The sequence below is a fragment of the Rhizobium gallicum bv. gallicum R602sp genome, assembly GCF_000816845.1.
GTDB lineage: Bacteria > Pseudomonadota > Alphaproteobacteria > Rhizobiales > Rhizobiaceae > Rhizobium > Rhizobium gallicum.
Genome location: NZ_CP006877.1, coordinates 804,923 through 827,762 on the forward strand (window position 1 = coordinate 804,923; position 22,840 = coordinate 827,762).

22 protein-coding genes and 2 pseudogenes are annotated in these 22,840 nt (G+C 61.4%); 11 read left to right on the top strand and 13 right to left on the bottom strand.

What is annotated here, in order from left to right; genetic code table 11:
* Positions 1-44 precede the first annotated feature (44 nt).
* Positions 45-548 carry an isoprenylcysteine carboxyl methyltransferase family protein gene (locus tag RGR602_RS03950; RefSeq protein ID WP_039844031.1) on the bottom strand — a complete coding sequence of 168 codons (504 nt, stop codon included), beginning with the start codon at positions 546-548 and terminating at the stop codon, positions 45-47.
* Positions 545-1,597: a type III polyketide synthase gene (locus RGR602_RS03955; protein WP_039844032.1), complete on the bottom strand. Its 1,053-nt coding sequence runs from the start codon at positions 1,595-1,597 to the stop codon at positions 545-547. The genes RGR602_RS03950 and RGR602_RS03955 overlap by 4 nt, the downstream gene beginning before the upstream one ends.
* A gap of 169 nt (positions 1,598-1,766) precedes the next feature.
* Here RGR602_RS03955 and RGR602_RS03960 point away from each other — a divergent pair, with 169 nt between their 5' ends.
* The 6 genes from RGR602_RS03960 to RGR602_RS03985 all read left to right on the top strand — a co-directional run bounded on the left by RGR602_RS03960 (position 1,767) and on the right by RGR602_RS03985 (position 6,396).
* Positions 1,767-2,312: a tetratricopeptide repeat protein gene (locus RGR602_RS03960; RefSeq protein WP_039844033.1), complete on the top strand. Its 546-nt coding sequence runs from the start codon at positions 1,767-1,769 to the stop codon at positions 2,310-2,312.
* Between the two features lie 37 nt (positions 2,313-2,349).
* Complete coding sequence (locus tag RGR602_RS03965) at positions 2,350-2,955, top strand: RNA polymerase sigma factor (protein WP_039844034.1); 606 nt, start codon at positions 2,350-2,352, stop codon at positions 2,953-2,955.
* Complete coding sequence (locus tag RGR602_RS03970) at positions 2,952-3,743, top strand: anti-sigma factor family protein (protein WP_039844035.1); 792 nt, start codon at positions 2,952-2,954, stop codon at positions 3,741-3,743. Before RGR602_RS03965 ends, RGR602_RS03970 begins: the two co-directional genes overlap by 4 nt.
* A 77-nt stretch (positions 3,744-3,820) precedes the next feature.
* Positions 3,821-4,348, top strand: a complete 528-nt coding sequence (locus tag RGR602_RS03975) for a hypothetical protein (RefSeq protein ID WP_039844036.1) — start codon at positions 3,821-3,823, stop codon at positions 4,346-4,348.
* A gap of 77 nt (positions 4,349-4,425) precedes the next feature.
* Positions 4,426-4,590, top strand: coding sequence for a DUF1328 domain-containing protein (locus tag RGR602_RS35300; protein WP_022717247.1), 165 nt, complete (start codon positions 4,426-4,428; stop codon positions 4,588-4,590).
* Between the two features lie 183 nt (positions 4,591-4,773).
* Positions 4,774-6,396, top strand: a complete 1,623-nt coding sequence (locus tag RGR602_RS03985; RefSeq protein ID WP_039844037.1) for an ABC-F family ATP-binding cassette domain-containing protein — start codon at positions 4,774-4,776, stop codon at positions 6,394-6,396.
* Between the two features lie 13 nt (positions 6,397-6,409).
* Here the strand turns inward: RGR602_RS03985 and pepT are convergent, their stop codons facing one another.
* Complete coding sequence (pepT, locus tag RGR602_RS03990) at positions 6,410-7,642, bottom strand: peptidase T (RefSeq protein WP_039844038.1); 1,233 nt, start codon at positions 7,640-7,642, stop codon at positions 6,410-6,412.
* A 109-nt stretch (positions 7,643-7,751) separates the two neighbouring features.
* On the opposite strand from pepT, the pseudogene RGR602_RS39610 reads away from it, so the two are divergent.
* Positions 7,752-7,940, top strand: a pseudogene (locus tag RGR602_RS39610) (DUF2950 family protein); the annotation flags it as partial.
* Between the two features lie 260 nt (positions 7,941-8,200).
* Here the strand turns inward: RGR602_RS39610 and RGR602_RS04000 are convergent.
* From RGR602_RS04000 to RGR602_RS04015, 4 genes are all read right to left on the bottom strand, one after another.
* On the bottom strand, positions 8,201-9,259 hold the full coding sequence (locus tag RGR602_RS04000; RefSeq protein ID WP_039844040.1) for an adenylate/guanylate cyclase domain-containing protein: 1,059 nt from the start codon (positions 9,257-9,259) through the stop codon (positions 8,201-8,203).
* Between the two features lie 229 nt (positions 9,260-9,488).
* Complete coding sequence (locus tag RGR602_RS04005) at positions 9,489-9,938, bottom strand: SRPBCC family protein (protein WP_022717253.1); 450 nt, start codon at positions 9,936-9,938, stop codon at positions 9,489-9,491.
* A gap of 195 nt (positions 9,939-10,133) precedes the next feature.
* The gene (locus tag RGR602_RS36870) at positions 10,134-10,451 is read right to left on the bottom strand and encodes a DUF899 family protein (protein ID WP_039844041.1); all 318 of its coding nucleotides are present in this window, start codon (positions 10,449-10,451) and stop codon (positions 10,134-10,136) included.
* Between the two features lie 305 nt (positions 10,452-10,756).
* Positions 10,757-11,593 (bottom strand): DUF899 domain-containing protein, encoded by an 837-nt coding sequence (locus tag RGR602_RS04015; RefSeq protein WP_052451484.1) that lies wholly within the window; start codon positions 11,591-11,593, stop codon positions 10,757-10,759.
* Positions 11,594-11,715: 122 nt separating this feature from the next.
* On the opposite strand from RGR602_RS04015, the gene RGR602_RS04020 reads away from it, so the two are divergent.
* Together RGR602_RS04020 and RGR602_RS04025 are read left to right on the top strand one after the other, a co-directional pair.
* A complete protein-coding gene (locus RGR602_RS04020; RefSeq protein ID WP_039844042.1) occupies positions 11,716-12,936 on the top strand; it encodes a hypothetical protein in 1,221 nt (406 codons plus the stop codon).
* 48 nt (positions 12,937-12,984) lie between these two features.
* Entirely contained in the window at positions 12,985-13,614 is a 630-nt protein-coding gene (locus RGR602_RS04025) for a Vgb family protein (protein WP_039844043.1), read from the top strand.
* A gap of 175 nt (positions 13,615-13,789) precedes the next feature.
* Here RGR602_RS04025 and RGR602_RS04030 read toward each other — a convergent pair whose 3' ends face one another.
* The 5 genes and pseudogenes from RGR602_RS04030 to RGR602_RS04045 all read right to left on the bottom strand — a co-directional run bounded on the left by RGR602_RS04030 (position 13,790) and on the right by RGR602_RS04045 (position 19,603).
* The gene (locus RGR602_RS04030) at positions 13,790-14,836 is read right to left on the bottom strand and encodes an adenylate/guanylate cyclase domain-containing protein (protein ID WP_039844044.1); all 1,047 of its coding nucleotides are present in this window, start codon (positions 14,834-14,836) and stop codon (positions 13,790-13,792) included.
* On the bottom strand, positions 14,833-15,210 hold the full coding sequence (locus RGR602_RS04035; protein ID WP_039844045.1) for a response regulator: 378 nt from the start codon (positions 15,208-15,210) through the stop codon (positions 14,833-14,835). The genes RGR602_RS04030 and RGR602_RS04035 overlap by 4 nt, the downstream gene beginning before the upstream one ends.
* On the bottom strand, positions 15,203-16,723 hold the full coding sequence (locus tag RGR602_RS38050) for a hybrid sensor histidine kinase/response regulator (protein WP_267285096.1): 1,521 nt from the start codon (positions 16,721-16,723) through the stop codon (positions 15,203-15,205). The genes RGR602_RS04035 and RGR602_RS38050 overlap by 8 nt, the downstream gene beginning before the upstream one ends.
* 3 nt (positions 16,724-16,726) lie before the next feature.
* A pseudogene (locus RGR602_RS38055) lies at positions 16,727-18,421 on the bottom strand (PAS-domain containing protein); the annotation flags it as partial.
* A gap of 87 nt (positions 18,422-18,508) precedes the next feature.
* Positions 18,509-19,603, bottom strand: a complete 1,095-nt coding sequence (locus tag RGR602_RS04045) for a branched-chain amino acid ABC transporter substrate-binding protein (RefSeq protein WP_039846632.1) — start codon at positions 19,601-19,603, stop codon at positions 18,509-18,511.
* Positions 19,604-20,169: 566 nt separating this feature from the next.
* Between RGR602_RS04045 and RGR602_RS04055 the strand changes: the two genes are divergently transcribed.
* Positions 20,170-21,564: a selenium-binding family protein gene (locus tag RGR602_RS04055; protein WP_039844047.1), complete on the top strand. Its 1,395-nt coding sequence runs from the start codon at positions 20,170-20,172 to the stop codon at positions 21,562-21,564.
* A gap of 29 nt (positions 21,565-21,593) precedes the next feature.
* Positions 21,594-22,223: a hypothetical protein gene (locus RGR602_RS04060; RefSeq protein WP_039844048.1), complete on the top strand. Its 630-nt coding sequence runs from the start codon at positions 21,594-21,596 to the stop codon at positions 22,221-22,223.
* 228 nt (positions 22,224-22,451) lie between these two features.
* On the opposite strand, the gene RGR602_RS04065 is transcribed toward RGR602_RS04060, so the two are convergent.
* Positions 22,452-22,835, bottom strand: coding sequence for a response regulator transcription factor (locus tag RGR602_RS04065; protein ID WP_039844049.1), 384 nt, complete (start codon positions 22,833-22,835; stop codon positions 22,452-22,454).
* Positions 22,836-22,840 lie beyond the last annotated feature (5 nt).

Consider the following 22,840-nt stretch of genomic DNA (forward strand, 5'->3'; position numbering starts at 1 on the left):
AAAATGCCCTTAGGATTGCAATGGCGCAATTGAAAAATCGCATTTTATTTCAGAATCATTGCCGTTTTGAGTGCGGCGTTTTCGGCACGGATGCGGATGGCGAGCATGAGCGCATTCAGGATGGTGAAGGCGCCCGCGTAGAGCGGCATCCCGAAGGCAAGCGGCAGGACCGCGATTTCCCCCGCAACGATCGCATAATTCGGATGCCGGATGAATCGATAGGGCCCGCTACGGACGAGCGGCGCCTCCGGCAGAACGATGATCCGCGTCGTCCACCGCTCCTTGAGGGTGGCGAGCACCCAGAGGCGGAGGATTTGCAGCAGCATGAAGGTGCCGAACCAAACAAGGTTCACAGGCCTGTCCAAGGCGAGCAGCCACAACCCGCCGATCCAGGCGGCATGCAGGGCGACCATGTAGGGGTAATGTTCCGCCCCGGTCTCGCGTGCGCCTTTTGCAAGAAGCGCGGCGGTGTTGCGCCTGGAGAGAACAAGTTCGCCGAGCCGCTGGATCGTGACGAAGGTCAGAAGCGCGATGGACGCAAGCATCATGCCGTCCTCCGCAGCGTAACGCAGCTTGCGGAAAATCCCGGTCCCATGGCGATCATCGCAGCGCGCTCGGGCAGACCGGCGCGGATTGCGCGTTCCAGCACGAACAGGATGGTTGGCGAGGACATGTTGCCATAGTCGGAAATCACCGCACGCTCGTGATCGAGCGAACCGGGCGCGAGCGAAAGCGCACTTTCCATTGCCGCCAGCACCTTGGTCCCGCCCGGGTGGCATATGAAACGGTCGATATCCTGACGCGACAGGCCATTGCGCGCAAGGATCGCGTCGACGGCGGGTCCAAGCTCCGTCTCCGCGAAGGGTGGCAGCGACTGCGCAAGCACGATGCCGAAGCCTGCGTCGTCGATCTTCCAGCCCATAATGTCGAGCGTGTCGGCAAATAGATGTTCGCCGCTCGATTCCACTTCGGCGATGCCGTGTCCACCATTGCGAAGCACGCAAGCTGCAGCACCATCGCCGAAGAGTGCGGTTGCAATGATATTGGGCCGCGTCAGCTCGTCCAGCCGGAAGGCAAGGGTGCAGAGTTCGATCGTCACGAAGAGCACGGTCTTGCCCGGTTTGCCTTTCGCCAGACGCGACGCGATGCCGAAGCCCGAGACGCCGGCAGCACAGCCAAGTCCGAATACGGGGACGCGCTCTATATCCGCCCGGAACCCCATTTTTCCGGCAAGCTGCGCATCGAGGCTCGGCGTCGTAAACCCGGTGGAGGAGACGGTGACGACGCAATCGATGTCGTTTGCCTGCAGATCCGCCTGCCGCAGTGCCTTGGTCGCCGCTTCGATGAAGAGGCTGCTTGCGACCTCGGCATAGGCGTCCATCCGGTCCTGCCAGCCATGCGGTTCGTCGAACCATGAGAGCGGTCGCGCCGCATGTCGCTTAGTAATGCCCGCATTGTTAAAGACGCTCGCAAGATGCCGAAAGTCCTGGAAGCGGCCGGCAAAGAGGCGAGCCGATGCCTCGGCTGCTTCTGCCTGCGTAATGATGTGTTCGGGCACGGCAATGGCGAGGCTCAGAAATTTGACCGTATCGTTCACGGCATTCTCCTTTTGCCCCCCGGTGGTAAAGCGGAGAACACCTCTGACGGCGATTTATTCGTAAAGGTTTCGTCACGAAAAGGTGATGGAAAAATGCGTTGCGCCGTCCGAATAAAATTCCGGGCAGGCGTGTTCTTTGGCGGCAACGTCATTATCCCGGAGATATCCCATGACGACCACGATTGTCCGTATCGCTTCTCTCGTCCTCGGCGGCTGCATCGCCGCCTCTATGCTTTCCACTCCCGTCTTCGCAGTCGGCGGCGGTGGTGGCGGCGGCTCGAACACGCCCACCTGCAAAAAGGGTCAGATCTATGACAAGAGGTCGAAGCAATGCGTGAAGCAGCAGAGCGCCAACGTGACGGATGAGAACCGCACCGACTATGCCTATTCGCTGGCAAAGGCCGGCCGCTACGAAGAAGCGCTGGCGATACTGGATACCGTCAAGGACCAGAACAATGCGGAGGTGCTGAATTATCGCGGCTATGCCACCCGTAAGCTCGGTCGCACGGACGAAGGCATCTCCTATTACCTTCAGTCGGTCAAGCTCGATCCCCAATATGCGAAGGTTCGTGAATATCTCGGCGAAGCCTACGTCGTCAAAGGCCGCATCGATCTCGCCAAGGAGCAGTTGAACATGATCAAGGCGATCTGCGGCACGGGTTGCGAGGAATACCAGGACCTCAACGCCGTAATCCTCGATCCATCGAAGATCTGAAAAGAGGCGGCGCGTGGCGGCAAGGAGGGATAGTCGAATGCCGGTCGCGCGCGCCACATTTCCTGCCTATAGTCGCCTGGAAACGGGATTGCCGCTTCGGCTGGCGATCCCCGGAGGACGAACTGGGGCGGAGGCGGCCATCGCGAGCGAAGCGGACATCAGGAAAGGCCTGACAGAGAACCTTGCCAGGCTCTGGCGTTATGGTCTCGTGCTCTCGCGGCAGCGCGATGTGGCCGATGATCTCGTCCAGCAGACCTGTGTCCGGGCGCTGGAACGCGGCGGTCAATTCGAACAGGGGACGCGGCTCGATCGCTGGCTGTTTTCGATCCTGCATTCGATCTGGCTGAACGAGGTCCGTTCCCGCAAGGTCCGCCAGGGCAAGGGCTTGGCGGATCCCGAGGAAGCACTGGTCTTCGACGGAGCCCGCGACACCGAAACGCATGTGATGGCAAATCAGGTGCTGCTGCAGGTGGACGCGCTGCCGGAAGCACAGCGTAGTGCCGTCTTCCTCGCCTACGTGGAAGGGCTCTCCTATCGCGAGGTGGCGGATGTATTGGCCATACCGATCGGAACCGTGATGAGCCGGCTGGCGGCAGCACGCGCGACGCTTTGCGGAGCCATTTCGGACGAGGGACGGCAATGAACAACGATATCAACATAGCCTCTGACGAAGAACTGACGGCCTTCATCGACGGCGAACTGCCGTCGCAGGATGCTGCGCGCATCGAAGCGCTTGCCAATGCCGACGAACGCGTAGCTGCCAGGCTGGAATTCCTGTCCCACAGCAACCTGCCGTTCAAGGAGGCCTTCCTCCCGCTTCTCGCCGCCGCGCCGCGGGCGAGCCTCGAATCGATGCTTGCCGCAATCCCCACACCGCGGGAAAGGAGGGGATCAAGCTTTGGGAGCCGCCGCGCCTTTCTCGGCGCGCTTGCCGCTTCGGTGGTCGTGGGGGTCATTGCAGACCGCGCCTATCTCGGCATCAGCCGCAGCCTTTCGAAGGACGAGGGCGCAGAATGGCGCGCTGTCGTCGCCGAATACATCTCGCTCTACACGTCGGACACGCTGGCAGGTCCCGTTCCGCCTGCCGATGTCCAGAGCGTTCAGCTTGCCCAGATCGACCGAAAGCTCGGGCTTGCACTTTCCCCAAGGATGGTTGCGTTGCCGGGGATAGACTTTAAGCGCGTGCTGCTCCTGGAATATGACGAAAGACCGCTCGCCCAGATCGCCTACCTTGATCCCGAGACCGGCCCGATGGCGCTCTGCATCATCCGCTCGGACAAGGGTGAAAAGGCGCCGGACATCGAAGGCCGCGAGGGCATGAACGTCATTTACTGGTCCAGCCGGAGCCATGCCTTCATGTTGATCGGCCATGCCCCGGCAGACCGGATGCAGGAGATCGTCGATAGCCTCAGGTCAAAATTGACGGCATGATTGCCGTCCGCCATCATGATGACCAGATTGCATGGTGTTGCCGATCATCTCGATACGACAGGGACCGGCGTTTCAGCATGGATTGGATCAATCGTTATATCGACGAGCCGCTGCTTTCCGGCGCGGCGCGTACGCTGCGGGTTTGGCATGTCTACACGGCGCAGCATCCGGAGCGTTTGGAGCCAGTGTGGAACCTGGCGGCGCTTTCGTTCCTGGCAATCGCAAGCCGGTACAATCTCTCTGGACAGCCTCTTGTCCTCAGCCTTGCGGCATTGTTCATGCTGGCTCTGCCGTCCATCTGGAAGCTGGCTTCCTCCGCAAGGGTGGGAAGGGGCGGCTATGACGCCCGGCGTTACAAATCGCTCCGAGCCCGAGCGATCAACAAGCGTGAGGCGGAATGGTCTCTGCGGATGACCGTTCTCTTCGCCTCGGCCGGGCTGCCATTCGTGACGCGCATTGATGATCCCATCGGATCGGCGTTCATGGCTGGCGCATGCATCTGGTTCGTGCTGACAGCGCCCGTGAAGTTCTATCTCGAAGCAGCAGAGCCACCCGCCCCCGACGAAGGCGACCGCACGCATCAGGGCATCTTCCAGTTCGGCTGATGCCCTGAAACCAGGCATTCTGGAACCAATTGCCAAGGGTAGCCGTTGATAGATCAGAATCGAAAGAGGAGTTCACCATGCTGTACTACGCTTTGGTATTTCTCGTCGTAGCCCTGATCGCCGGCGTCCTCGGATTTGGCGGGATCGCAGGGGCTTCGGCTTCCATAGCACAGGTTCTTTTCTTCATATTCCTGGTGCTGTTCGTCGTATCGCTCGTCATGCGCCTGATGCGCCGCGAATAGTGCGACGAAATGAGATGTTTGAAACCCGGCGTTGTGGCGCCGGGTTTTTTGCGTCGATAGGACGCGGTGTCGTCTGGCATCAGCCGCGACCCCGAAATAGATCTTAAAGCGGAAAAACCTGCGACAGCCTCGCCGCCCCGTGGCATAAGGCCCCCGAAAAACTTTTCTGGGTCCTTATCGCATATGATTCGTATCGAAAACATCAGCAAGCAGAACAGCCACCGCATCCTCTTCATCGAGGCGACCGCAGCGCTCAACAGAGGCGACAAGGTAGGCCTCGTCGGTCCGAACGGTGCCGGCAAGACGACCCTTTTCCGGATGATCACACAGGCGGAGCATCCCGACGAGGGGCAGGTATCCATCGATAAGGGCGTCACCATCGGCTATTTCAATCAGGATGTCGGCGAGATGGAGGGCCGCAGCGCCGTATCCGAGGTGATGGACGGCGCCGGCCCCGTGAGCATCGTTGCTGCCGAACTGCGGGAGCTCGAGGCTGCCATGTCGGATCCCGAGCAGGCCGACGACATGGACAGGATCATCGATCGCTACGGCGAGGTCCAGGCGCGCTATGAGGAGCTGGACGGCTATGCCCTGGAAGGACGCGCGCGCGAAGTTCTGGCTGGTCTCAGCTTCAGCCAGGAAATGATGGACGGCGACGTGGGCGCACTGTCCGGCGGCTGGAAGATGCGTGTAGCCCTTGCCCGAATTCTCCTGATGCGTCCTGACGTTATGCTGCTTGATGAGCCGAGCAACCATCTGGATCTGGAAAGCCTTATCTGGCTGGAGGAGTTCCTGAAAGGTTATGACGGCGCGCTGCTGATGACCTCGCACGACCGCGAGTTCATGAATCGCATCGTCACCAGGATTATCGAGATCGATGGCGGCAACTTGAACAGCTACTCCGGCGACTATGCCTTTTACGAGCAGCAGCGCGCCCAGAACGAGAAGCAGCAGCAGGCCCAGTTCGAGCGCCAGCAGGCGATGCTCGCCAAGGAAATCAAGTTTATCGAGCGCTTCAAGGCCCGCGCCTCGCATGCTTCGCAGGTACAGAGCCGCGTGAAGAAGCTGGAGAAGATCGACCGGGTGGAACCGCCCAAGCGCCGCCAGGTCGTCTCATTCGAGTTTCTGCCGGCACCGCGCTCGGGCGAAGATGTCATCAGCCTGAAGAACGTGCACAAGAAATACGGCAGCCGAACCATCTACGAGGGGCTGGATTTCATGGTGCGGCGGCGCGAGCGCTGGTGCATCATGGGCATCAATGGCGCCGGAAAGTCTACGCTTCTGAAGCTTGTTGCGGGTTCGGCGGAGCCGGATGAAGGCAACGTCGCTCTCGGTGCCAGCGTCAAGATGGGATATTTCGCGCAGCACGCCATGGATCTCTTGGACGGCGACCGCACCGTACTTCAGTCGCTGGAAGACAAGTTCCCGCAAGCGGGGCAGGGCTCATTGCGCGCGCTGGCGGGCTGCTTCGGATTTTCCGGCGACGACGTCGAGAAGAAATGCCGGGTGCTCTCGGGCGGCGAGAAGGCGCGGCTCGTCATGGCAATGATGCTCTTCGATCCGCCGAACCTCCTCGTGCTGGACGAGCCGACAAACCACCTGGATCTGGACACCAAGGAAATGCTCATCAAGGCGTTGTCCGAGTACGAAGGCACGATGCTGTTCGTTTCGCACGACAGGCACTTCCTGGGCGCTTTGTCCAATCGGGTGCTGGAACTCACCCCTGACGGCATTCACCAGTATGGCGGCGGCTACACGGAATACGTGGCGCGCACCGGTCATGAGGCGCCTGGCCTTCGCAGTTGAGTCGAGCGCGCGCTTAAGCGCGCTCTTCCCAGATTTTCGCCAGTTCGACGATCGTCTTGACCGCTTTCTCCATATCTTGTCGGCTGACCCATTCGAGCGGCGAGTGGAAGGCGTGGCCGCCTGCGAAGATATTGGGACAGGGCAGGCTCATGAACGAAAGCCGCGAACCATCGGTCCCGCCCCGGATGCTGCCGCGCACCGGCTCCATACCGGCGCGCCGGATTGCCTCGACGGCGTTCTCGATGATTTCCGGATGGCGGTCGAGGATGGCCTTCATGTTGCGGTACTGCGGCTTGACTTTGAAGCCGTAAGAGGAGCCGGGATAGTCCGCCATGACCTCCTTTATGATCCTCTCCAGCATGGCTTCCTTGGCCGCGAGGCCACCGTCATTGAAGTCACGAACGATAAGGTTGAGGGCTGCTCTTTCCATCGAGCCTGTGACGCCCGTCGGGTGGACGAATCCCTCTTTGCCTTCGGTCGTCTCCGGTGCCATGTTCTTCGGCAGCCGGCTGATGATCGCGCCGGCGATCTTGATGGCGTTTTCCATCTTTCCCTTTGCGAAGCCGGGATGGATGGCCACACCTTGAATAGTGATCTCGACGCCATCGGCGGAGAAGGTCTCGTCTTCGATATGCCCTGCCGTTTCGCCGTCCATGGTGTAGGCAAACCGGGCACCGAGCTTTTCAAGGTCGACCTTGTCGACGCCACGGCCGATTTCCTCGTCCGGCGTGAAGAGGATCTTGATCGTCCCGTGCTTGATATCCGGATTGTCGACCAGGATCTGGGCTGCCGTCATGATCTCGGCAATGCCGGCCTTGTCGTCGGCCCCGAGCAGCGTCGTACCGTCGGTGGTGATGATGTCGTTGCCGATCTGGTCGGTGAGCGCCGGATTGTCGTCAACGCGAATGATCTGCTGCGGATCGCCTGAAAGCCTAATGTCGCCGCCGCTGTAGTTCGGCACGATTTGCGGCTTGACATTCGTTCCGGTGAAGTCAGGTGCCGTATCCATATGCGAACAGAAGCAGATGACCGGCACTGGCTTGTCCACATTGGACGGAATGGTCGCATAGACATAGCCGTGTTCGTCGAGATGCGCATCCGAAAGACCGATTGCCAGCAGTTCCTCGACCAGCATACGGCCGAGGTTCTTCTGCTTATCGGTGGAAGGCTGCGTCGACGACGTAGGATCCGATTGCGTATCAATGACGACATATCGAAGGAAGCGATCGGTAACAGTATCGGTCATAGGCTCAAGTCCAGTGCATGATCGTCAGCGATGGACTGCTGTAACCTTCATCCGCCTTGCGGTGAAGGCCTTTTTTGCGCCTGTGTCAGCGCGCAGGCAGGCTTCGTATGGAAACGTGATCGCCGGTTTCGGCCTCGTCGCCTGGCCGGTGACAAACGGCGAAACCGGTATCCACACCTTCGTGGTCAACCGCAACGGCATCGACTATCAGGCGGATCTCGGAGGAGGCACGGAAAAGCTGGCTTCTGGCATCGAGCGGCTCAAGCCGAACGACAATTGGGCCGTGATCGAGGATTGAGCGGATTTCACCGCAGTTCTTGGAAAGGGAATTGCGAGGAGAAATGGCTTGTTGGGAAATCTGTTGACCTCAATCCGGACCTTCATTGGCCGACACCGACACTGGTAAGTGGACTTAGAGCGGAGCCGGAGCGGAGGCCGGAGTCGTAGCCAAGCGCAGCCTCTGGTAATGAACGGCGCAGGTGGAAATATGCCGGCCGCTGCCAAAGCCGATTGCCTGCGGACGTATCGACCTCTCATGAATTGGTGGGACAGCAGAGCTCAATCCTCCGGCAGGGTGAAGACAGCGCAGGGATCAGCGATGCCGCGCAATGGGTGTTCGCCCAAGGGGATCAGGTCCGTTACCGTCTCCTTGGCGACAGCGCCCGAGATGAGCACGCTGTGACCGAGGGGCTTGCAGAGCCCTTCGAGCCGGCTGACCAGATTGACCGCGGGGCCGATGGCGGTAAAGTCCAGCCGGTCGGCCGCGCCGATATTGCCCCATAGCATCTCTCCGAAATGCAGTGCTATGCCGAAGGGCAGCGATGGCAGGCCCTGCGCCTGCCGCGTCGCATCGAGATGAGCCATTCCGGCGCGGGCGGCGGCGACCGCGCGCAGCGCCGCGTCGCAAGCCTCGCCCGGCGCGCCGGCGGCCGGGAAGATCGCCAGCACGCCGTCACCCATGAACTTCAGCACTTCGCCCCCGAAAGCATGCACCGCTCCCGTGACGCGGTCGAACCAGGCGTCAAGGGCGGCGATCATGACGGAGGGCTCTGTCGCTTCGGACAGCGCTGTGAAATCGCGCAGATCGGCGCAGAGCAGTGCAGCGCGGATGGTCTCGCCGGCACCCCGGCAGAGCGCGCCGGCCTGCACCTGCGCGGCGCTGCGCCGGCCGAGATAGGCCTCGAGCAGCGTTGCCAGTGCCGCCCGCGCGGCCAGCGCGGCCAGGGGTGCGGCGGCAAAGCGCGAGGCCTGTCGCAGCCGGTAAGCCTCGACGGGATCGAATGCTCGGCACCCGGCAAAGCCCAGCATCGGGCTTTCCGGAGCCGGGCCGACCGTCTCCTCCAGCACGGGGCCAAGTGCGGCAAGCCAGCCGTGTCCGGCCTGATCGTGCGGACCGCCGGCAAAGCCGAGCGCCTCGATCACTACCCCGGTTTCGGCCCGCCATAACCAGGTGCGGCGGGCGATGATCGGATGCGGCACGGCAAGCGTCAGGGCTGCGCCGGCCAGCGGCAGGCCGTCGGCCAGCAACCGGCCGCCGAGTTCGGCCAGGAACAATTCGGGGCCGGATGAGGCGCCAGCCTCGTCGACCAGCCAGGCGAGGGGGGCGGGAAGATCCATGCCGCGATCATGCCACGGGGGCCGGAGGCTGTCATCCACGCCGTGGCGACGCCATGTCCGCCTGTCCGATGTCGGAGGACATCCCGCGACAGGACGTCATCGAGGAGAGTTGACCCCGGACGAAGCTATCTAGCGGTGCCGCAACGGCCGCTTCACGTTAAGGCCCATGTTCCGGGCGGCTGGCCGTTGCCGGGTAATTGCCTCAAGGCGGGCGTTTCGGGAGCGGAGTTCAGTCGTATCTGCCATGCATCGGATCCGGGCCGGGGTCGCGTCCGGCTGCCACCTCGACCAGCCGGCCGAGGTAGTGAGCCCAGCCTTCCGCATGGCCGGCGCATTGTTCGGCATTGGGCAGGCCAGTGTGGGTCAGGCGCAGCAGCGTCCCGTCCGGCTGCTCGATCAGGTCGATCTCGACCAGGCTCGACCCCGGCGGCACGATCTCGCTGCCGTCCCAGCCGAAGCTGTAGGCCAGACGGTGCACCGGCACCACTTCGCGAAAGGAGCCGCGGGCGAAGCGAGCGCCGGTGACGTTGACCAGATAGATCCCCCCAGGCTGCGGCTCGATCTCCGCCTCGGTACCCATCCAGCGCAGGATTTTCTCTGGATCTGTCAACAGGGCAAACACCGCCGAGGGCGGCGCCGGGATATGGGTTTCGCGACGAACGACAAGGGCCTCTTGCATTGGTCTCTCCTGTTGTTGCTGCCCCGTTTGAGGCGCAGAATGGACGGGGGATGCCCCGCTTGGCGTGAGACAGCATGTAGGCAAACGCTCACCCGCAACAAGGGCACCGGCCACCGCTTGCGATGGCCAGATGATTGCTGGTTATGCCACCGGGCGCCGCATCTTTTGCGTCGGATCAATACTGATCGTGCCGGCTTAGCCACTGCATCGGGTCGTTTTTAAACCGTCCTCGTCAGGGCCCTTTCGGCACGAGGTCGAGGTACTGGTAGGCGCGCGGCCCGATTGGTCGTTATAGGACGCCTCGCCCTTGGCGATCTCTTCCGGGGTGAACGAAACATGATAGTCGAAATTGAAATCGCCCCTCGAACTGATAGGACTTCTCCACGCGCTCCCAGGGCAACGCCACGCGGCGCGCGTCAGCGCATCACGCTGGCGCGTGAATTCCTTCCCGCCAGTGAGCAGGTCAAGGCGCGCCTTCAGCCACTCCTCGTGCGAAACGACTTGATCCTGCATCGTTATTCTCCTGTTCGTTGGTGCTTTGCGGAGCGAAAGCTGAATCGGGACGACAGGTTCCGCTTCGCCGGCTGGAGAGCAGCTTCAGCCAGGGTGCCAAATGAAACGCGCTCATCAGCACGTACATTGGGACCATTCCGGTCAGCGGTGACGTATGAGACGCGGCAGAGCAGATCATGTCCGTACCGCCAGAGACCGACGTCAACACCGCCATGACCGCGAAGGTCGGGGCCGCCGCAAGGGATAGCCAATCGGCGAAACCGAGAGCCGCCAGGTTGCCGCTTTCGCCGGAGGAGCCCAAAGTTTCACGCCGAGCAGCAATCATCGTTGTGATCCCCCCGGCGAAATTGCTTGTCGTACTTGTCGTGGTGGCGCCACCAGACGCCGTGCTCGTTGCGCCCCATAGGAGCACGGTCGAGCCATTGGTACATACCCCACAGGCCGTCCAGACCGCGCGCATAGCTGGAATAGGTATGGTAGACGATGCCGTCGTCGAGCACGAAGGCACTGAGGCCCGGCCTGTCGCGCGTATATGTGGCAACGTCGGTTCCGGTCATGGCTGCGATCTGCGCGACCGGTCCCTCGCTGCCACGCACCTGCCATTCCTGAACGGTTTTTCCTGCGAGCGGCTCCGGTGCCGGCGGCTCGCGATGGAAATTGTATTCTATGCTGCCCTCGCGCTGCTGCTCTTCAGTAAACCAGACGCCGAAGTCACGGTTGAACTCGCCGCCGTTCGACGACGCCCAGGGAAAGGTCCAGCCCATCCGCCGCTTGAACCCCTGCAGCTTTGCGAGCGGTGCGCGCGAGACCGCCGAGAAGGCGACATCGTGGTTCTCCAGATGGACGACGATGCCGTTGAATCCATCTGCGATCGAAGAGCAGGACGGGCAGCCGGCCGTATAGTCGGGACCGAACATGAAGTGATAGACGAGAAGCTGCGAGCGGCCCCTGAAAAGATCCGCCAGCTTGGTGCTTCCTTCATCGGTCTCGAACCGGTATTCCTTGTCGATCCGAACCCAGGGCAATTCCCGACGCCGCAACGCCAATGCGTCGCTGCGCCGTGTCAGCTCCTTCTCATCCTTGAGCAGGTCGAGCCGTGCCGACAACCACTCTTCGCGTGTTCCGGTTACGTGTGCCGTCATCTTTTCTTCTCCAATGGCTGACTGTCGCCGTCTCATTTTCGGTGCGGCGTGTTGCTTGCTGGTCGTGAATAGACTAGGGCCGGATATCGAATGGTGGGAGTTACAAGTGTGACGGGATTCCGATGGACTCGCTGATCACTGCCGCGGCACGCGCCCTCGCCGCAGGCGATCCCCTCGGCGCATTGAAGCGGGTCGCCCTGCGCGACGACGCTCCAGCACTTGCGCTCAGAGGTATTGCGATGGCGCAGATCGGCGATCTCGTCCGTGCCACGGCTCTCCTCAAGAGTGCGGCGCGTGCGTTCGGCCGCAAGGAGGCGGTGGCGCGCGCAAGGTGTGTCGTCGCCGAGGCCGAGATCGCACTCGTCTCGCGCGATCTCACCTGGCCTGCGAAGGCGCTCGACGCAGCGCGGGCGACCCTCGAAGCCCACGGCGACCGCATCAATGCCGCGCACGCACGGAACGTAGAGGTCCGGCGCCTGCTCCTGATCGGCCGCCTCGACGAGGCCGAGCGTATGCTGGCTACGCTCGATGCAGCACCGCTTCCGCCCGCGTCGAGGGCCGCCCATGAGTTGGTGGTTGCGGGGATCGCCATTCGGCGTCTCCAGACGAAATCTGCGCGCGAGGCTCTCACGCGGGCCAGGCACGCGGCGAGCGAGGCAGATATCCCTGCGCTCATGGCGGAGGTAGAACGAGCATCTCGCCTCCTGATAACGCCCGCAGCGCGTCTGATTGCGCGTGGTGAGCAACGCCCCCTCCTGCTCGAGGAGATCGAAGCGCTCCCGGCGTCCGGTGCGCTTGTTGTGGACGCGTGCCGGAATATCGTGCGGGACGCGCGGCTGGCCGTCCCGCTCGCGACGCGCCCGGTGTTGTTCGCGCTTGCCCGTGCGCTGGGCGAAGCCTGGCCTGGAGACGTGCCGAGGGGCGTGCTCATCGCACGCGCATTCCGGGGAAAACATGCCGATGAATCCCATCGCGCGCGGCTGCGGGTCGAGATCGGGCGGCTGCGCGCGGAAATCCGGACGCTTGCAGATGTGAAGGCGACGAAGCGAGGCTTTGCGTTGGCGCCGCGCCGGGCTTGCGAGATCGCTGTGCTGGTGCCGCCCGTCGAAGAGCAGCATCCGGCGGTGCTCGCCTTTCTGGCCGACGGCGAGTCATGGTCGAGCTCAGCACTTGCGATTGCGCTCGGAGCCAGCCCGCGCACGGTACAGCGGGCGCTCGAGCAGCTTGCCGCAGCAGGCAAGGTGCAGTCTTATGGTCGCGGGCGGGCGCGTCGCTGGATGACCCCGCCCGTGCCGGGATTCCCGACAATCTTGTTACTCCCCGGTGCGCTGCCGGGTGATTAAGGTCCGTGCCTGAGCTGAGTTGAAAACCTGAAACGACAGGGTGGAATCATGAAAAGATCCGCAGCCGAAATTCTCCGTGAATATGGACCTTTTCCGGGTGCCGAGCAGGTGCACGGCGTCTCCTTCGACGGGCGGCACGTCTGGTTTGCTTCCGGAGACAAACTGAACGCCCTCGACCCCGCGAGCGGAGAGACGGTGCGCTCCATTGATGTTGCCGCGCACGCAGGGACCGCCTTCGACGGCGAGCATCTGTTTCAGATTGCCGAGGACCGCATCCAGAAGATCGACCCGAAGACCGGCCGCGTCCTCGCCACGATCCCGGCGCCCGGCGGCGGCGACTCTGGCCTTGCCTGGGCCGAGGGCACGCTCTGGGTGGGGCAATACCGGGACCGCAAGATCCATCAGATCGATCCGGAGACAGGAGCGATTCTCCGCACCATCGAGTCCAGCCGCTTCGTCACGGGGGTCACCTGGGTCGACGGCGAACTCTGGCACGCCACCTGGGAAGGTGACGAGAGCGACGTCAGGCAAATCGACCCTGAAACGGGAGAGGTCCTGGAAGTGCTCGCTATGCCGGCCGATGTCGGCGTCTCCGGACTCGAGTCCGATGGCGGCGATCAGTTCTTCTGCGGCGGCGGAAGCAGCGGTAAAGTGCGGGCCATCCGCCGGCCGAGGTGAGACGCGCCGCAGTACAGTCACCAGCTACGCAAAACGGCACTAATCTTCGCTTCCGGGGCTATCCGGACCTTCAGCGGTTTTATATCTCTGCCGAAAAGGCAGCATGCCTTTGCCGTTACCCAGGAACGTCTCAGTCTGGCAAGACGGCGGAATGGCGAAGGGCTGTTCCGATCCCTCAACGAAGTTCCTGGCATTCGATCAGTTCAATCCGACCCTTGCCCTTGATTTCTACGAAGCCCAGTGTATGCCCGCGACCCCGCTCGCGTATGCGATGCCACGTGGCCCCGCTGGTCGCTACAGTCCCAGGGCTAGCATGGGCTGCGATCCGGGAGGCCATATTGACCGTGTCGCCCCACAGGTCGAACACGTATTGCCGCTGCCCGATGATTCCCGCCACAACCGGACCGAATTGAACGCCGACTCGCACCTCCCATTTGGGCTCGATGCGGCGTGATGCCCTCACCATGTCGAGCCCGCATTGCAAGCTGGCAAAAACCGGATCTGGCATGCGGTCAAACAGGCCGGCCGTAGCCATAAAGGCGTCACCAATAGTCTTGATCTTCTCCATCCCATGCTGACTGACGATTCGTTCATATTCGCCGATCAGCGCCTGGAGATCCTCCACCACTTTCTCTGGCGGATTCTCGTCGCAATAGGCTGTGAAGCCAACGACATCACAAAATAGCACCGCGACTTCATTGTATCGGCGGGGACGGACCTCATTGGTCGCTTTGAGCTCACGCACCGCGCCGGCGGGTAGGATGGCGTACAGAAGCTCGTCGGCTCGGCGCTTTTCGTTTTCGATTTGCTGCATATATACCGCCTCTTGGTCGCGCAGCCTCTTCTTTTCCAGGCACGCGGCCACGCGGGCACGCAGCAGAACCGCGTTGAACGGTTTTGCCAGATAATCCTCGGCACCGAGGCTGATGCAGCGCGCCACATTGTCGATCTCATCGACCGCCGATATCATGACAACCGGAATGTTGCGCAGCGTTGTGTCGGCTTTCAGGTGCTCGAGCACTTGGTAGCCGTCCATTTCCGGCATCGTAATGTCGAGCAGCACGAGGTCGAACGGTCTCGTTGCCAGCATTTCGAGCGCCTCGCGTCCATTGCTGGCGCATGCCACGTTCCGGTAGCCTTCTCGCTTCAACCGCTCGGTCAGCGTAAAGCGATTGTCCTCGTTATCATCGACGACGAGCAGGGCATGTCCAACCTCACTCATCGCATCGACTCCTTTGGGAGCAGGGCCTTGATCTTTCCAAGCAGGCGCGCGAAGTCGACGGGCTTGGTATCGAAGTCATCGCACCCGGCCGCCAGTGCTGCTTCGCGGTCGCCAGCCATCGCGTGCGACGAGAGTGCGATCACGGGAATACCCCGCGTCTCAGCCAATGCCTTGAGACGTCTTGTCGCCTCCCAGCCGTCGAGGACGGGAAGGCTTAAGTCCATCAGAATGAGCGCCGGCGCGTCCGATCGTGCACGCGCCACGCCCTGATCGCCATCGGTGGCGACGACTACCTCGTAGCCTTTGCGTCTTAGCCGCGCAGACAGCATGTAGATGTTGTCGTCATTGTCCTCGACATAGAGGATCCTAACCATCACGGCGGTCCTTGTCAGGTGAGCTTCGTTTGACAATGTATCGAGCAACCATCTTGCGCAATTCCTCCAGAAGGTCGTCGCGGCTGAAGGCGGTCTTGGCGAGCACGCGCTCGACGCCACCGTTCAGACGAAGGTGGTCTTCCTTGCCAAGGGTTGCCGCCGTCACAACCACGACCGGCATCGCCTTGAAGGCAGGCTGCTTTCGCAGTGCGATAAGGAACTCGAAGCCGTCCATTTCCGGCATGATGAGGTCGAGAATGATCAGGTCCGGAGGCGCGCGGATCAGCCGTTCCAGCGCGACCCGGCCATTCTCGGCCTCGTCCACATCGCAACCCTCGGTACTCAATATACGACGCCATTGCTGGCGCGTGTTCTCATCATCTTCGACGATCAGAACACGAAGCGCTCGGCTGGGCGCGCCGGACCAGAATTTGGCGATCAGTTTGCGGAGCGCATCGCGGTCGATCGGTTTCATCAAGTAATCGGCGGCACCGAGCGCATACCCCCGATTCCTCTTATCGGCCATGGTGAGCATCACCACGGGGATACTCGCGAGCTCAGGATCTGCCTTCAGTTGCTGCAGGACGCTCCAGCCGTCGCAGCCCGGCATGAGCACGTCAAGGGTGATGAGTGCTGGCTTCACCTGCCGGGCCAGATTAAGGCCTTCGGCACCGTCCCTGGCCGTCACTACATCGCAACCCTCGCGGGCAAGGAACCGGCGCATCTGGTCCCGCACCGCCTTATCGTCATCAACGACGAGGACCACGTTCGAGACGAGGCGAAGGTTATCATCAACGGCGATCCCGGAGCCAGGGGCAGGCTGCTCTTCTAGCATGGGGCCAGCGTCGATTGCCGACGGCAGCCACACCGTGAACTTGGTACCGGCGCCGGGGATGCTGTCTACAGTGATCTGGCCATCCATCGCGCGGCACAGACGTTGGCTGATGGCAAGCCCTAGCCCGGTGCCGCCGTACTTGCGGGTGGTGGAGCTGTCGGCCTGACTAAACTCCTGGAACAGGTTCGTCATCTGCTGCGGCGTCATGCCGATGCCAGTGTCGGCGATGGTGAACATCACGCCACCGCCTCCATCACGCTTCGCGCAGGTCGCCCCAATCGTCACTTGGCCGTTCTCCGTGAACTTGCAGGCGTTACTCAACAGGTTGAGGAGGATCTGGCGCACCCGAAGCTGATCGGCGCGCATGGTGCCAATGTCATCCGCGCAGTGGATGATGATCCGGTTGCGGTTTTTCTGCGCAAGGGGCTGCGCGGTTGTGGCGGCATCTTGAACCATTCCCGCGATATCGAACTCCTCGATATGCAATTCCAGGCGGCCGGCCTCGATCTTTGACAGATCGAGGACCTCATTAATGAGCTTGAGCAGATGCTTGCCGGCGCGCGAAACCCGCTGAAGCGGTTCGACCAGTTCGTCCTGGCCAGCTTCGCTGGCATCTTCCTGCAGCATTTCGGTAATGCCCAGGATGGCGTTCAGCGGCGTGCGCAACTCGTGGCTCATGCTGGCAAGGAACTTGCTTTTGGCCTGGGTCGCCGCCATGGCCGCGTCGCGGGCGATCTCGAGCTCCGTTTCATGCCTCTTAAGTTTGCTGATATCGGTGTAGACCGCGACCGTGCCGCCACCGGTAATGCGCCGCTCGTTTACCTGAACCCAGTGGTCATGGCTGCGATGTTGAACGAGCGTCTGCTTAGGGTTGCAGTGCGCCTCAAGCCGCGCGGCGAGCCACTCCTCCTCCCGACCTTTCGCATCCTCGACGAGGCCCTGTTCCACCGCCTTGCGCACAATCGTCTCAAATTGCGCACCCGGTACGACGGCATCGGCTATGCCGGGATAGAGGATTTCCCTATAGCGGCTGTTGCACAGAACAAGTCGGTCCTCAGCATCGTAAAGGGCGAAGCCCTCGGAGATGCTCTCGATCGCATCGACGAGTCGCTGGCGCGCTTCGGCGACCTCACGCAGGTTTTTTTCCTCGACCTCGACCGCAGTGTCGCGGAACAACAGAAGCGCCTTGGCCATGCGGCCGATCTCGTCGCGGCCCGTGGGAGGCAGTGGTGCGCGAAGATTGCCGCCGGCGATGGCAAGCATGCTTTGGCTCAGCCCCGACAAGCGGGCAAGAAGATTGCGGTCGACATACAGCCATACGACCAGCACCGAACTCAGGAGGCTCAGAACGGCTGAGCCAAGAACAACACCGGTACCGTAGCGCTGGACGGTCGCAGCTTCACGGCCAGCCTCGGTGATGTCACGGTTTGCCGCAGCTACCAGGCGATCCACGGCAACGGTCAAATTACGCGAGAGCTGAGCGTTCTCGACCAATAGCTTCCCGCCGTTTGCGAGTAATGCGAGCTCATCCTCACGCGCTTGCGCGATGCTCTTCGGGCCGTCGATCAGCCCCTCGAACTCGTCAACGCGCTGGCGGAACCGCGTCCGCAGCTTCTCATCGATCTCCGATGTCACCGCCGCAAGCGACTCGACCGAGCGGCGCAGCGGAAACGACATCACCGCTAGGTCGCCGGGCGTCGGCGCAACCGCCGTTTTGAGCAGCGCTTCGTTGATCGCGGAAATCTCCCGTTGGGCCTTTTGTTGCGGGATGTAGGCGGAAATTGCCTGAGCAAGCTCTGTCGTCGCCGCCGCGCGTGCTTCGGGTGGTACGGCGGCATCCGCCACGGTTACGCGCCACTGGGGGACCTTCGAGTTCATCACGAGGATGCCGGGTGCCACAAGACGCTCGCTTGCGACTGTCGTAGCCGACAAACGGCCCAGCAGTTCCTCTTTGCGTGCAACCACACCGAGGCGATCGGCGACAAGATCGTTGAGAGCATTGAGATTGCGCCTCAGGCCAATCACTGCGGCTTCGATCTCAGCCACCGCCGCCGTGCTTGCCGCGGTGCCTTTGAGCGCGGCGAGCAAGTCTTCCAGGCGCGACATCTCCACTCCGATCGCAGCCGAGACCTCGTTGTGCTGAACCGTGCTGGTCGTAGCAAGTACGGCCGGCGTAGTGGCGGCGACCCGCTCAGCTTGGCGGGAGAGCTCGAGCGATGAAAGCGCCGACGGGACCCGTCGCTCCGTGATCCTTTCGACGACCTCGCCCACTTGCAGGAAGGCATACACGGCTGCAGCGGTTGCGAGTACCGCGAAGGTGCTGATCCCAAAGAAAGCGAAGAGTAAGCGACCACGTATGCCGAGACGTTCAAACATCGCGGCGACCCATCGATCCGGCTGATGTGGTCAACATGGCCCGCACAGCTTTTTTCTCGAACGCAATCCGCCGTGGTCAGCGTTGCGTTATTCCAATGGCACGTATTCGCCACCCTTCCAGATATACCATACCCAGCTCTGGACCGTGAGGTCGCCCTTCTCGTCAAAGTCGATACGGCCCAATACAGTATCAAACGAGTGGCCGCGCAATGAAGCAATCACCTCGCCCGCCTCCAGCGAACCGGCTTCCTTGAGCGCCTGCGCCCAGGCCTGAACGGCGCCGTAGCTCAGCAGCGTGTAGCCTGCGGGTTCGAAGTTTTCTGCACGGAACCGCTCGACCACCGGGGCCGCTTCGGGGGTTCGCCGGGCGTCTGCGGAGAACGTGAAAAGGGTTCCTTCAGCGGCTGGACCGGCGATCAGCGCAAATTCCTCGGTTGCCAGGGCATCGCCTGAGATGAACTGAACCGCGTAGCCTTGATCGTGTGCAGCGCGAACCATCAACGCAACTTCAGCATGATAGCCGCCGACATATACGACGGCGACTTTTGCAGCCTTTAGTGCAGCGATTTCAAACGAATAGTCGTTCTTCGCAGGACTGTACGCCTCGTAGATCGTGTCGGTCGCGCCCCTCTTGTTCAACTGCTTTTTGGTCTCATCGGCAAGGCCCCTGCCATAGGTGGTGCCATCATGAAGGATTGCAATTTTCTTGTTGCCCCAATGATCGGCCAGATAGTTGCCGGCGACGACGCCTTGTGCATCGTCGCGACCAATGACGCGAAACACGTTGGCACGGCCTTGCTCGGTCAGCAGCGGATTGGTCGACCCCGGTGAAATCTGCAGAACTCCCGCCGCCTCATAAACCTTTGATGCCGGGATCGAGGCTCCAGAGCAGTAGTGCCCGACGACGAGAACCACACCGTCAGCCACGAGTTTTTTGGCGACGGCCACCGCTTGCTCTGGATCGCAGAAGTCGTCGACCGCGATGAGCCGCACCCGCTGGCCTAAAACGCCGCCCGCCGCATTGATATCGGCCACGGCCATCTCTGCGCCACGCTGTCCCTGTTCGCCGATCCACGCGAGCCGTCCGGTCATCGCTGCTGAAACGCCGATCAGAACCTCAGCGTGCGCGGAATAACCGACCACGGCTGCAAGCGCGAAAACTGAGACGGCGATACGGTGCATGAAACAGCCTTCCGCCTTGATACCAATCTTGCGCACGAGAGGGGTACCGCAACCGCAGCGGGGGCGCCTCTGTCATGATGTGGCACTCGCGACCTGCCGCGATCAGCAGTCTGCTATTCCAGCGGCGCCTAGTCGCACGTTTCAAAATATACCATGCGGCGCTGAGGAGTGATACGGCCTTTAGTGTCGATGGCGCTGAGCAGGGCACGTTGATGGCGAGACGTGAGCGGCTCCGCCGCAAAGAGGGCCGGCAGCGGGGCTTGCCGAGCGGAACCGCCGAATTTCGCGACGTCTGTCGTATGGTGGGCGCTTGCATGAAGCGATGAAGTGGAAGCCGCAATCAGGGAGGCGGCGAAAAAGGGACTGCCAAAACCCGCCATTATCTGAGACAATTATGCGGGGAGGATTACCTCTAAAGTTCGCTCAGCCGCAGAGGGCGGTTTCGAATCTGTATCCCGTCGAAACATCCTTGGATCCTGCCCCGTCCGCAGCGATGAGTCTGCTGTCGGCAAGCATCTAGCGAACACCTTTCATTGTTCAGCAAACGCGAGCCAGGAGCACTTCACATGGTAACGTGGAAACCCGATCCAAGTTTTTATCCGTCACCGCGAATGGCCATGAAGGCTGCGCCGGAGACACTTGCCTATGTCGTCGCCTTCGATCCGACCCGAGCGGTTCCCGACGAACTCGCGGTCGTCGATGTCGATCCTCAATCAGCCTCCTATAGTCAGATCGTCACATCGCTTGCGATGCCTAATGTCGGTGACGAGTTGCATCATTTCGGCTGGAACGCCTGTTCATCCTGCCTTTGCCCGAATGCGCCGCATCCGCATGCAGAGCGCCGCTATCTGGTGGTGCCGGGATTGAAATCCTCGCGTATCCATATCATTGACACCAAGCCCGATGGCCGCAGGCCATCGATCGTCAAGGTCATCGAACCCGGCGAACTCGCCGACCGGGCCGGTTACTCCAGGCCGCATACCGTTCACTGCGGACCAGAAGGGATCTATGTCGCAGCACTTGGCAATGCCGAGGGTAAGGGACCAGGCGGCGTATTCCTCATGGATCACGAGACATTCGAGGTTCGCGGCCAGTGGGAAATGGATCGCGGACCGCAACAGCTTTCCTATGACGTCTGGTGGCATCTCGGCCACGACACACTCATCACCAGCGAGTGGGGCACGCCGGATACGTTCGAAAACGGCCTGGTCCCGGAAATCCTGCTCGGCGCGAAATACGGCCGCCGTCTGCACTTCTGGGATCTGCATAAGCGCAAGCACCTGCAGACTATCGATTTCGGTGACAAGTATCAGCTCGTATTCGAACTTAGACCCGCGCATGACCCGACCAAGGCCTATGGTTTTGTCAACTGCGTTCTCAGTCTTGAGGACCTCTCCTCCTCGATATGGGTCTGGCACCGTGACGGCACCCAGTGGGCGGTGACAAAGGTGATCGACATTCCGGCGGAGCCCGCCGATCCGGACCTGTTGCCGCCGATGCTGAAGGGTTTCAATGCCGTGCCACCACTCGTCACCGACATCGACCTTTCGATGGATGACAGATTTCTCTACGTGTCCTGCTGGGGCACCGGCGACCTGCATCAATACGATGTTTCCGATCCGTTCAAGCCGAAGCTGACAGGCAAGGTTCGGATCGGCGGCATCGTTTCGCGTGCTTCACATCCAGGAGCGAAGAATGGCGCGCTGAATGGCGGCCCGCAGATGGTCGAGATCAGCCGGGATGGTCGCCGTGTCTATTTCACCAACTCTCTCTACGGTGCGATCGACGAGCAGTTCTATCCCGACGGTGTCTCTGGCTGGATGGTCAAGCTGGACGCTAAGCCTGACGGCGGCATTGCATTCGACGAGAAATTCTTCGTCGAATGGCCAAAATCGCATCGCCCGCACCAGGTCCGCCTCCAGGGTGGGGATTGCTCGTCAGATTCATATTGTTATCCGTAAGGAGCGACGCATAGCCGGATGAAGCGCCTATGAACGAACTCTGGCCATGGATTTTGCTGGCGGGACTAGGAGCCTTTCATGGTCTCAACCCGGCGATGGGATGGCTGTTTGCCGTGGCGCTTGGCGTTCACCGGCAGAGTTCTGCCGCCGTGGTTCAGGCAGTGCCCGCCATCGCCGTCGGACACGCCGTATCGATAGCACTGGTGGCTGGAGCCCTGGTCGCGGCCGGCCTCTTCGTGGACCAGGCTGCCGTGCAAACGGCTGCTGGAGCCGGCCTCATAGGCTGGGCTGTCTGGCATCATTTCGTCGGACACGGGCGTCGCGTTCGTATCGGCATGCGCACGGGGCTTGCCGGTCTGGCGTTCTGGTCGTTCCTGATGGCGACGGCCCATGGAGCCGGACTGATGATCCTGCCAGCGTTGATACCACTTTGTCTCGCGGATTCGCCATTGCGCGAAATCGGCGGAGATGGGTCTGTCGCCATCGCGATCGCCGCGGTCGGCGTCCATACACTTGCGATGTTGGCAGTTACAAGCCTCGTTGCCCTGGCGGTCTATCGCTGGGTCGGGCTCGAGATATTGCGCAGCGCCTGGTTCAATGTGGATCTCGTATGGACGCTGGTGCTGCTTGGCACCGGTTGCGTGCTGCTGATCGTCTAGCAAAGACGAGAAAGTTCTTCGACCGGCTTCTGATCGCAAGCGGGACATCCAAGGGGCGAAGGAATACCACGTCGTTGACATAATCATCTGTCGCGTGCCGTTTTACGCCACCTTCTCGTTTGGACGCGAGGTCGGTTCACTGCGTGGGAATAATCAGATAGCGAAATATGATTTACTTGAAAAAATGTGGTTGTCTGGGGAATCTGGGGTCTTCCGCTGTCAGTCCGATTAACATGGACCTTGTGATTTGCACGCGTCGTTGATGGCGTCGATCAGCAAGGCGGCCGGAAACGGCTTCCGTAGATAGGCGATGCAACCTGCTTGTGTCGCCTCAACTTCCAGGGTATCGTCTTCGAGAGCAGTGATGAAGATCACCGGAAGGCCGGAGCCAGCCTCCTTCAATCGGCGCTGCAGCTCTATCCCGGACATGCCGCCCAGATCAACATCCAGAACAAGGCATTCCACATTGCTTCCCGCATCGCGACCGAGAAACGATTCTGCCGACGTATACTCCTCAGCCAGAAATCCGTGGGCATTCAGCAGCCGCAGGACGCTTCTTCGCATACTTGCATCGTCTTCAACGATCGCCACCGTGCGGCGCAGGCTTTCCAACTTGT

What these genes read in the sequence shown, in the direction of transcription:
- RGR602_RS04020 (WP_039844042.1), top strand. Translation starts at nt 11,716, where the DNA reads ATGGACTCGCTGATCACTGCCGCGGCACGCGCCCTCGCCGCAGGCGAT.
- RGR602_RS35300 (WP_022717247.1), top strand. Translation starts at nt 4,426, where the DNA reads ATGCTGTACTACGCTTTGGTATTTCTCGTCGTAGCCCTGATCGCCGGC.
- RGR602_RS03985 (WP_039844037.1), top strand. Translation starts at nt 4,774, where the DNA reads ATGATTCGTATCGAAAACATCAGCAAGCAGAACAGCCACCGCATCCTC.
- RGR602_RS36870 (WP_039844041.1), bottom strand. Translation starts at nt 10,451, where the DNA reads ATGCAGGATCAAGTCGTTTCGCACGAGGAGTGGCTGAAGGCGCGCCTT.
- RGR602_RS04030 (WP_039844044.1), bottom strand. Translation starts at nt 14,836, where the DNA reads ATGAGTGAGGTTGGACATGCCCTGCTCGTCGTCGATGATAACGAGGAC.
- RGR602_RS03950 (WP_039844031.1), bottom strand. Translation starts at nt 548, where the DNA reads ATGATGCTTGCGTCCATCGCGCTTCTGACCTTCGTCACGATCCAGCGG.
- RGR602_RS38050 (WP_267285096.1), bottom strand. Translation starts at nt 16,723, where the DNA reads ATGAGCCACGAGTTGCGCACGCCGCTGAACGCCATCCTGGGCATTACC.
- RGR602_RS04000 (WP_039844040.1), bottom strand. Translation starts at nt 9,259, where the DNA reads ATGGATCTTCCCGCCCCCCTCGCCTGGCTGGTCGACGAGGCTGGCGCC.
- RGR602_RS03965 (WP_039844034.1), top strand. Translation starts at nt 2,350, where the DNA reads ATGCCGGTCGCGCGCGCCACATTTCCTGCCTATAGTCGCCTGGAAACG.
- RGR602_RS03970 (WP_039844035.1), top strand. Translation starts at nt 2,952, where the DNA reads ATGAACAACGATATCAACATAGCCTCTGACGAAGAACTGACGGCCTTC.
- RGR602_RS04035 (WP_039844045.1), bottom strand. Translation starts at nt 15,210, where the DNA reads ATGGTTAGGATCCTCTATGTCGAGGACAATGACGACAACATCTACATG.
- RGR602_RS03960 (WP_039844033.1), top strand. Translation starts at nt 1,767, where the DNA reads ATGACGACCACGATTGTCCGTATCGCTTCTCTCGTCCTCGGCGGCTGC.
- RGR602_RS04015 (WP_052451484.1), bottom strand. Translation starts at nt 11,593, where the DNA reads ATGACGGCACACGTAACCGGAACACGCGAAGAGTGGTTGTCGGCACGG.
- RGR602_RS04055 (WP_039844047.1), top strand. Translation starts at nt 20,170, where the DNA reads ATGGTAACGTGGAAACCCGATCCAAGTTTTTATCCGTCACCGCGAATG.
- RGR602_RS04045 (WP_039846632.1), bottom strand. Translation starts at nt 19,603, where the DNA reads ATGCACCGTATCGCCGTCTCAGTTTTCGCGCTTGCAGCCGTGGTCGGT.
- pepT (WP_039844038.1), bottom strand. Translation starts at nt 7,642, where the DNA reads ATGACCGATACTGTTACCGATCGCTTCCTTCGATATGTCGTCATTGAT.
- RGR602_RS04005 (WP_022717253.1), bottom strand. Translation starts at nt 9,938, where the DNA reads ATGCAAGAGGCCCTTGTCGTTCGTCGCGAAACCCATATCCCGGCGCCG.
- RGR602_RS03975 (WP_039844036.1), top strand. Translation starts at nt 3,821, where the DNA reads ATGGATTGGATCAATCGTTATATCGACGAGCCGCTGCTTTCCGGCGCG.
- RGR602_RS04025 (WP_039844043.1), top strand. Translation starts at nt 12,985, where the DNA reads ATGAAAAGATCCGCAGCCGAAATTCTCCGTGAATATGGACCTTTTCCG.
- RGR602_RS04060 (WP_039844048.1), top strand. Translation starts at nt 21,594, where the DNA reads ATGAACGAACTCTGGCCATGGATTTTGCTGGCGGGACTAGGAGCCTTT.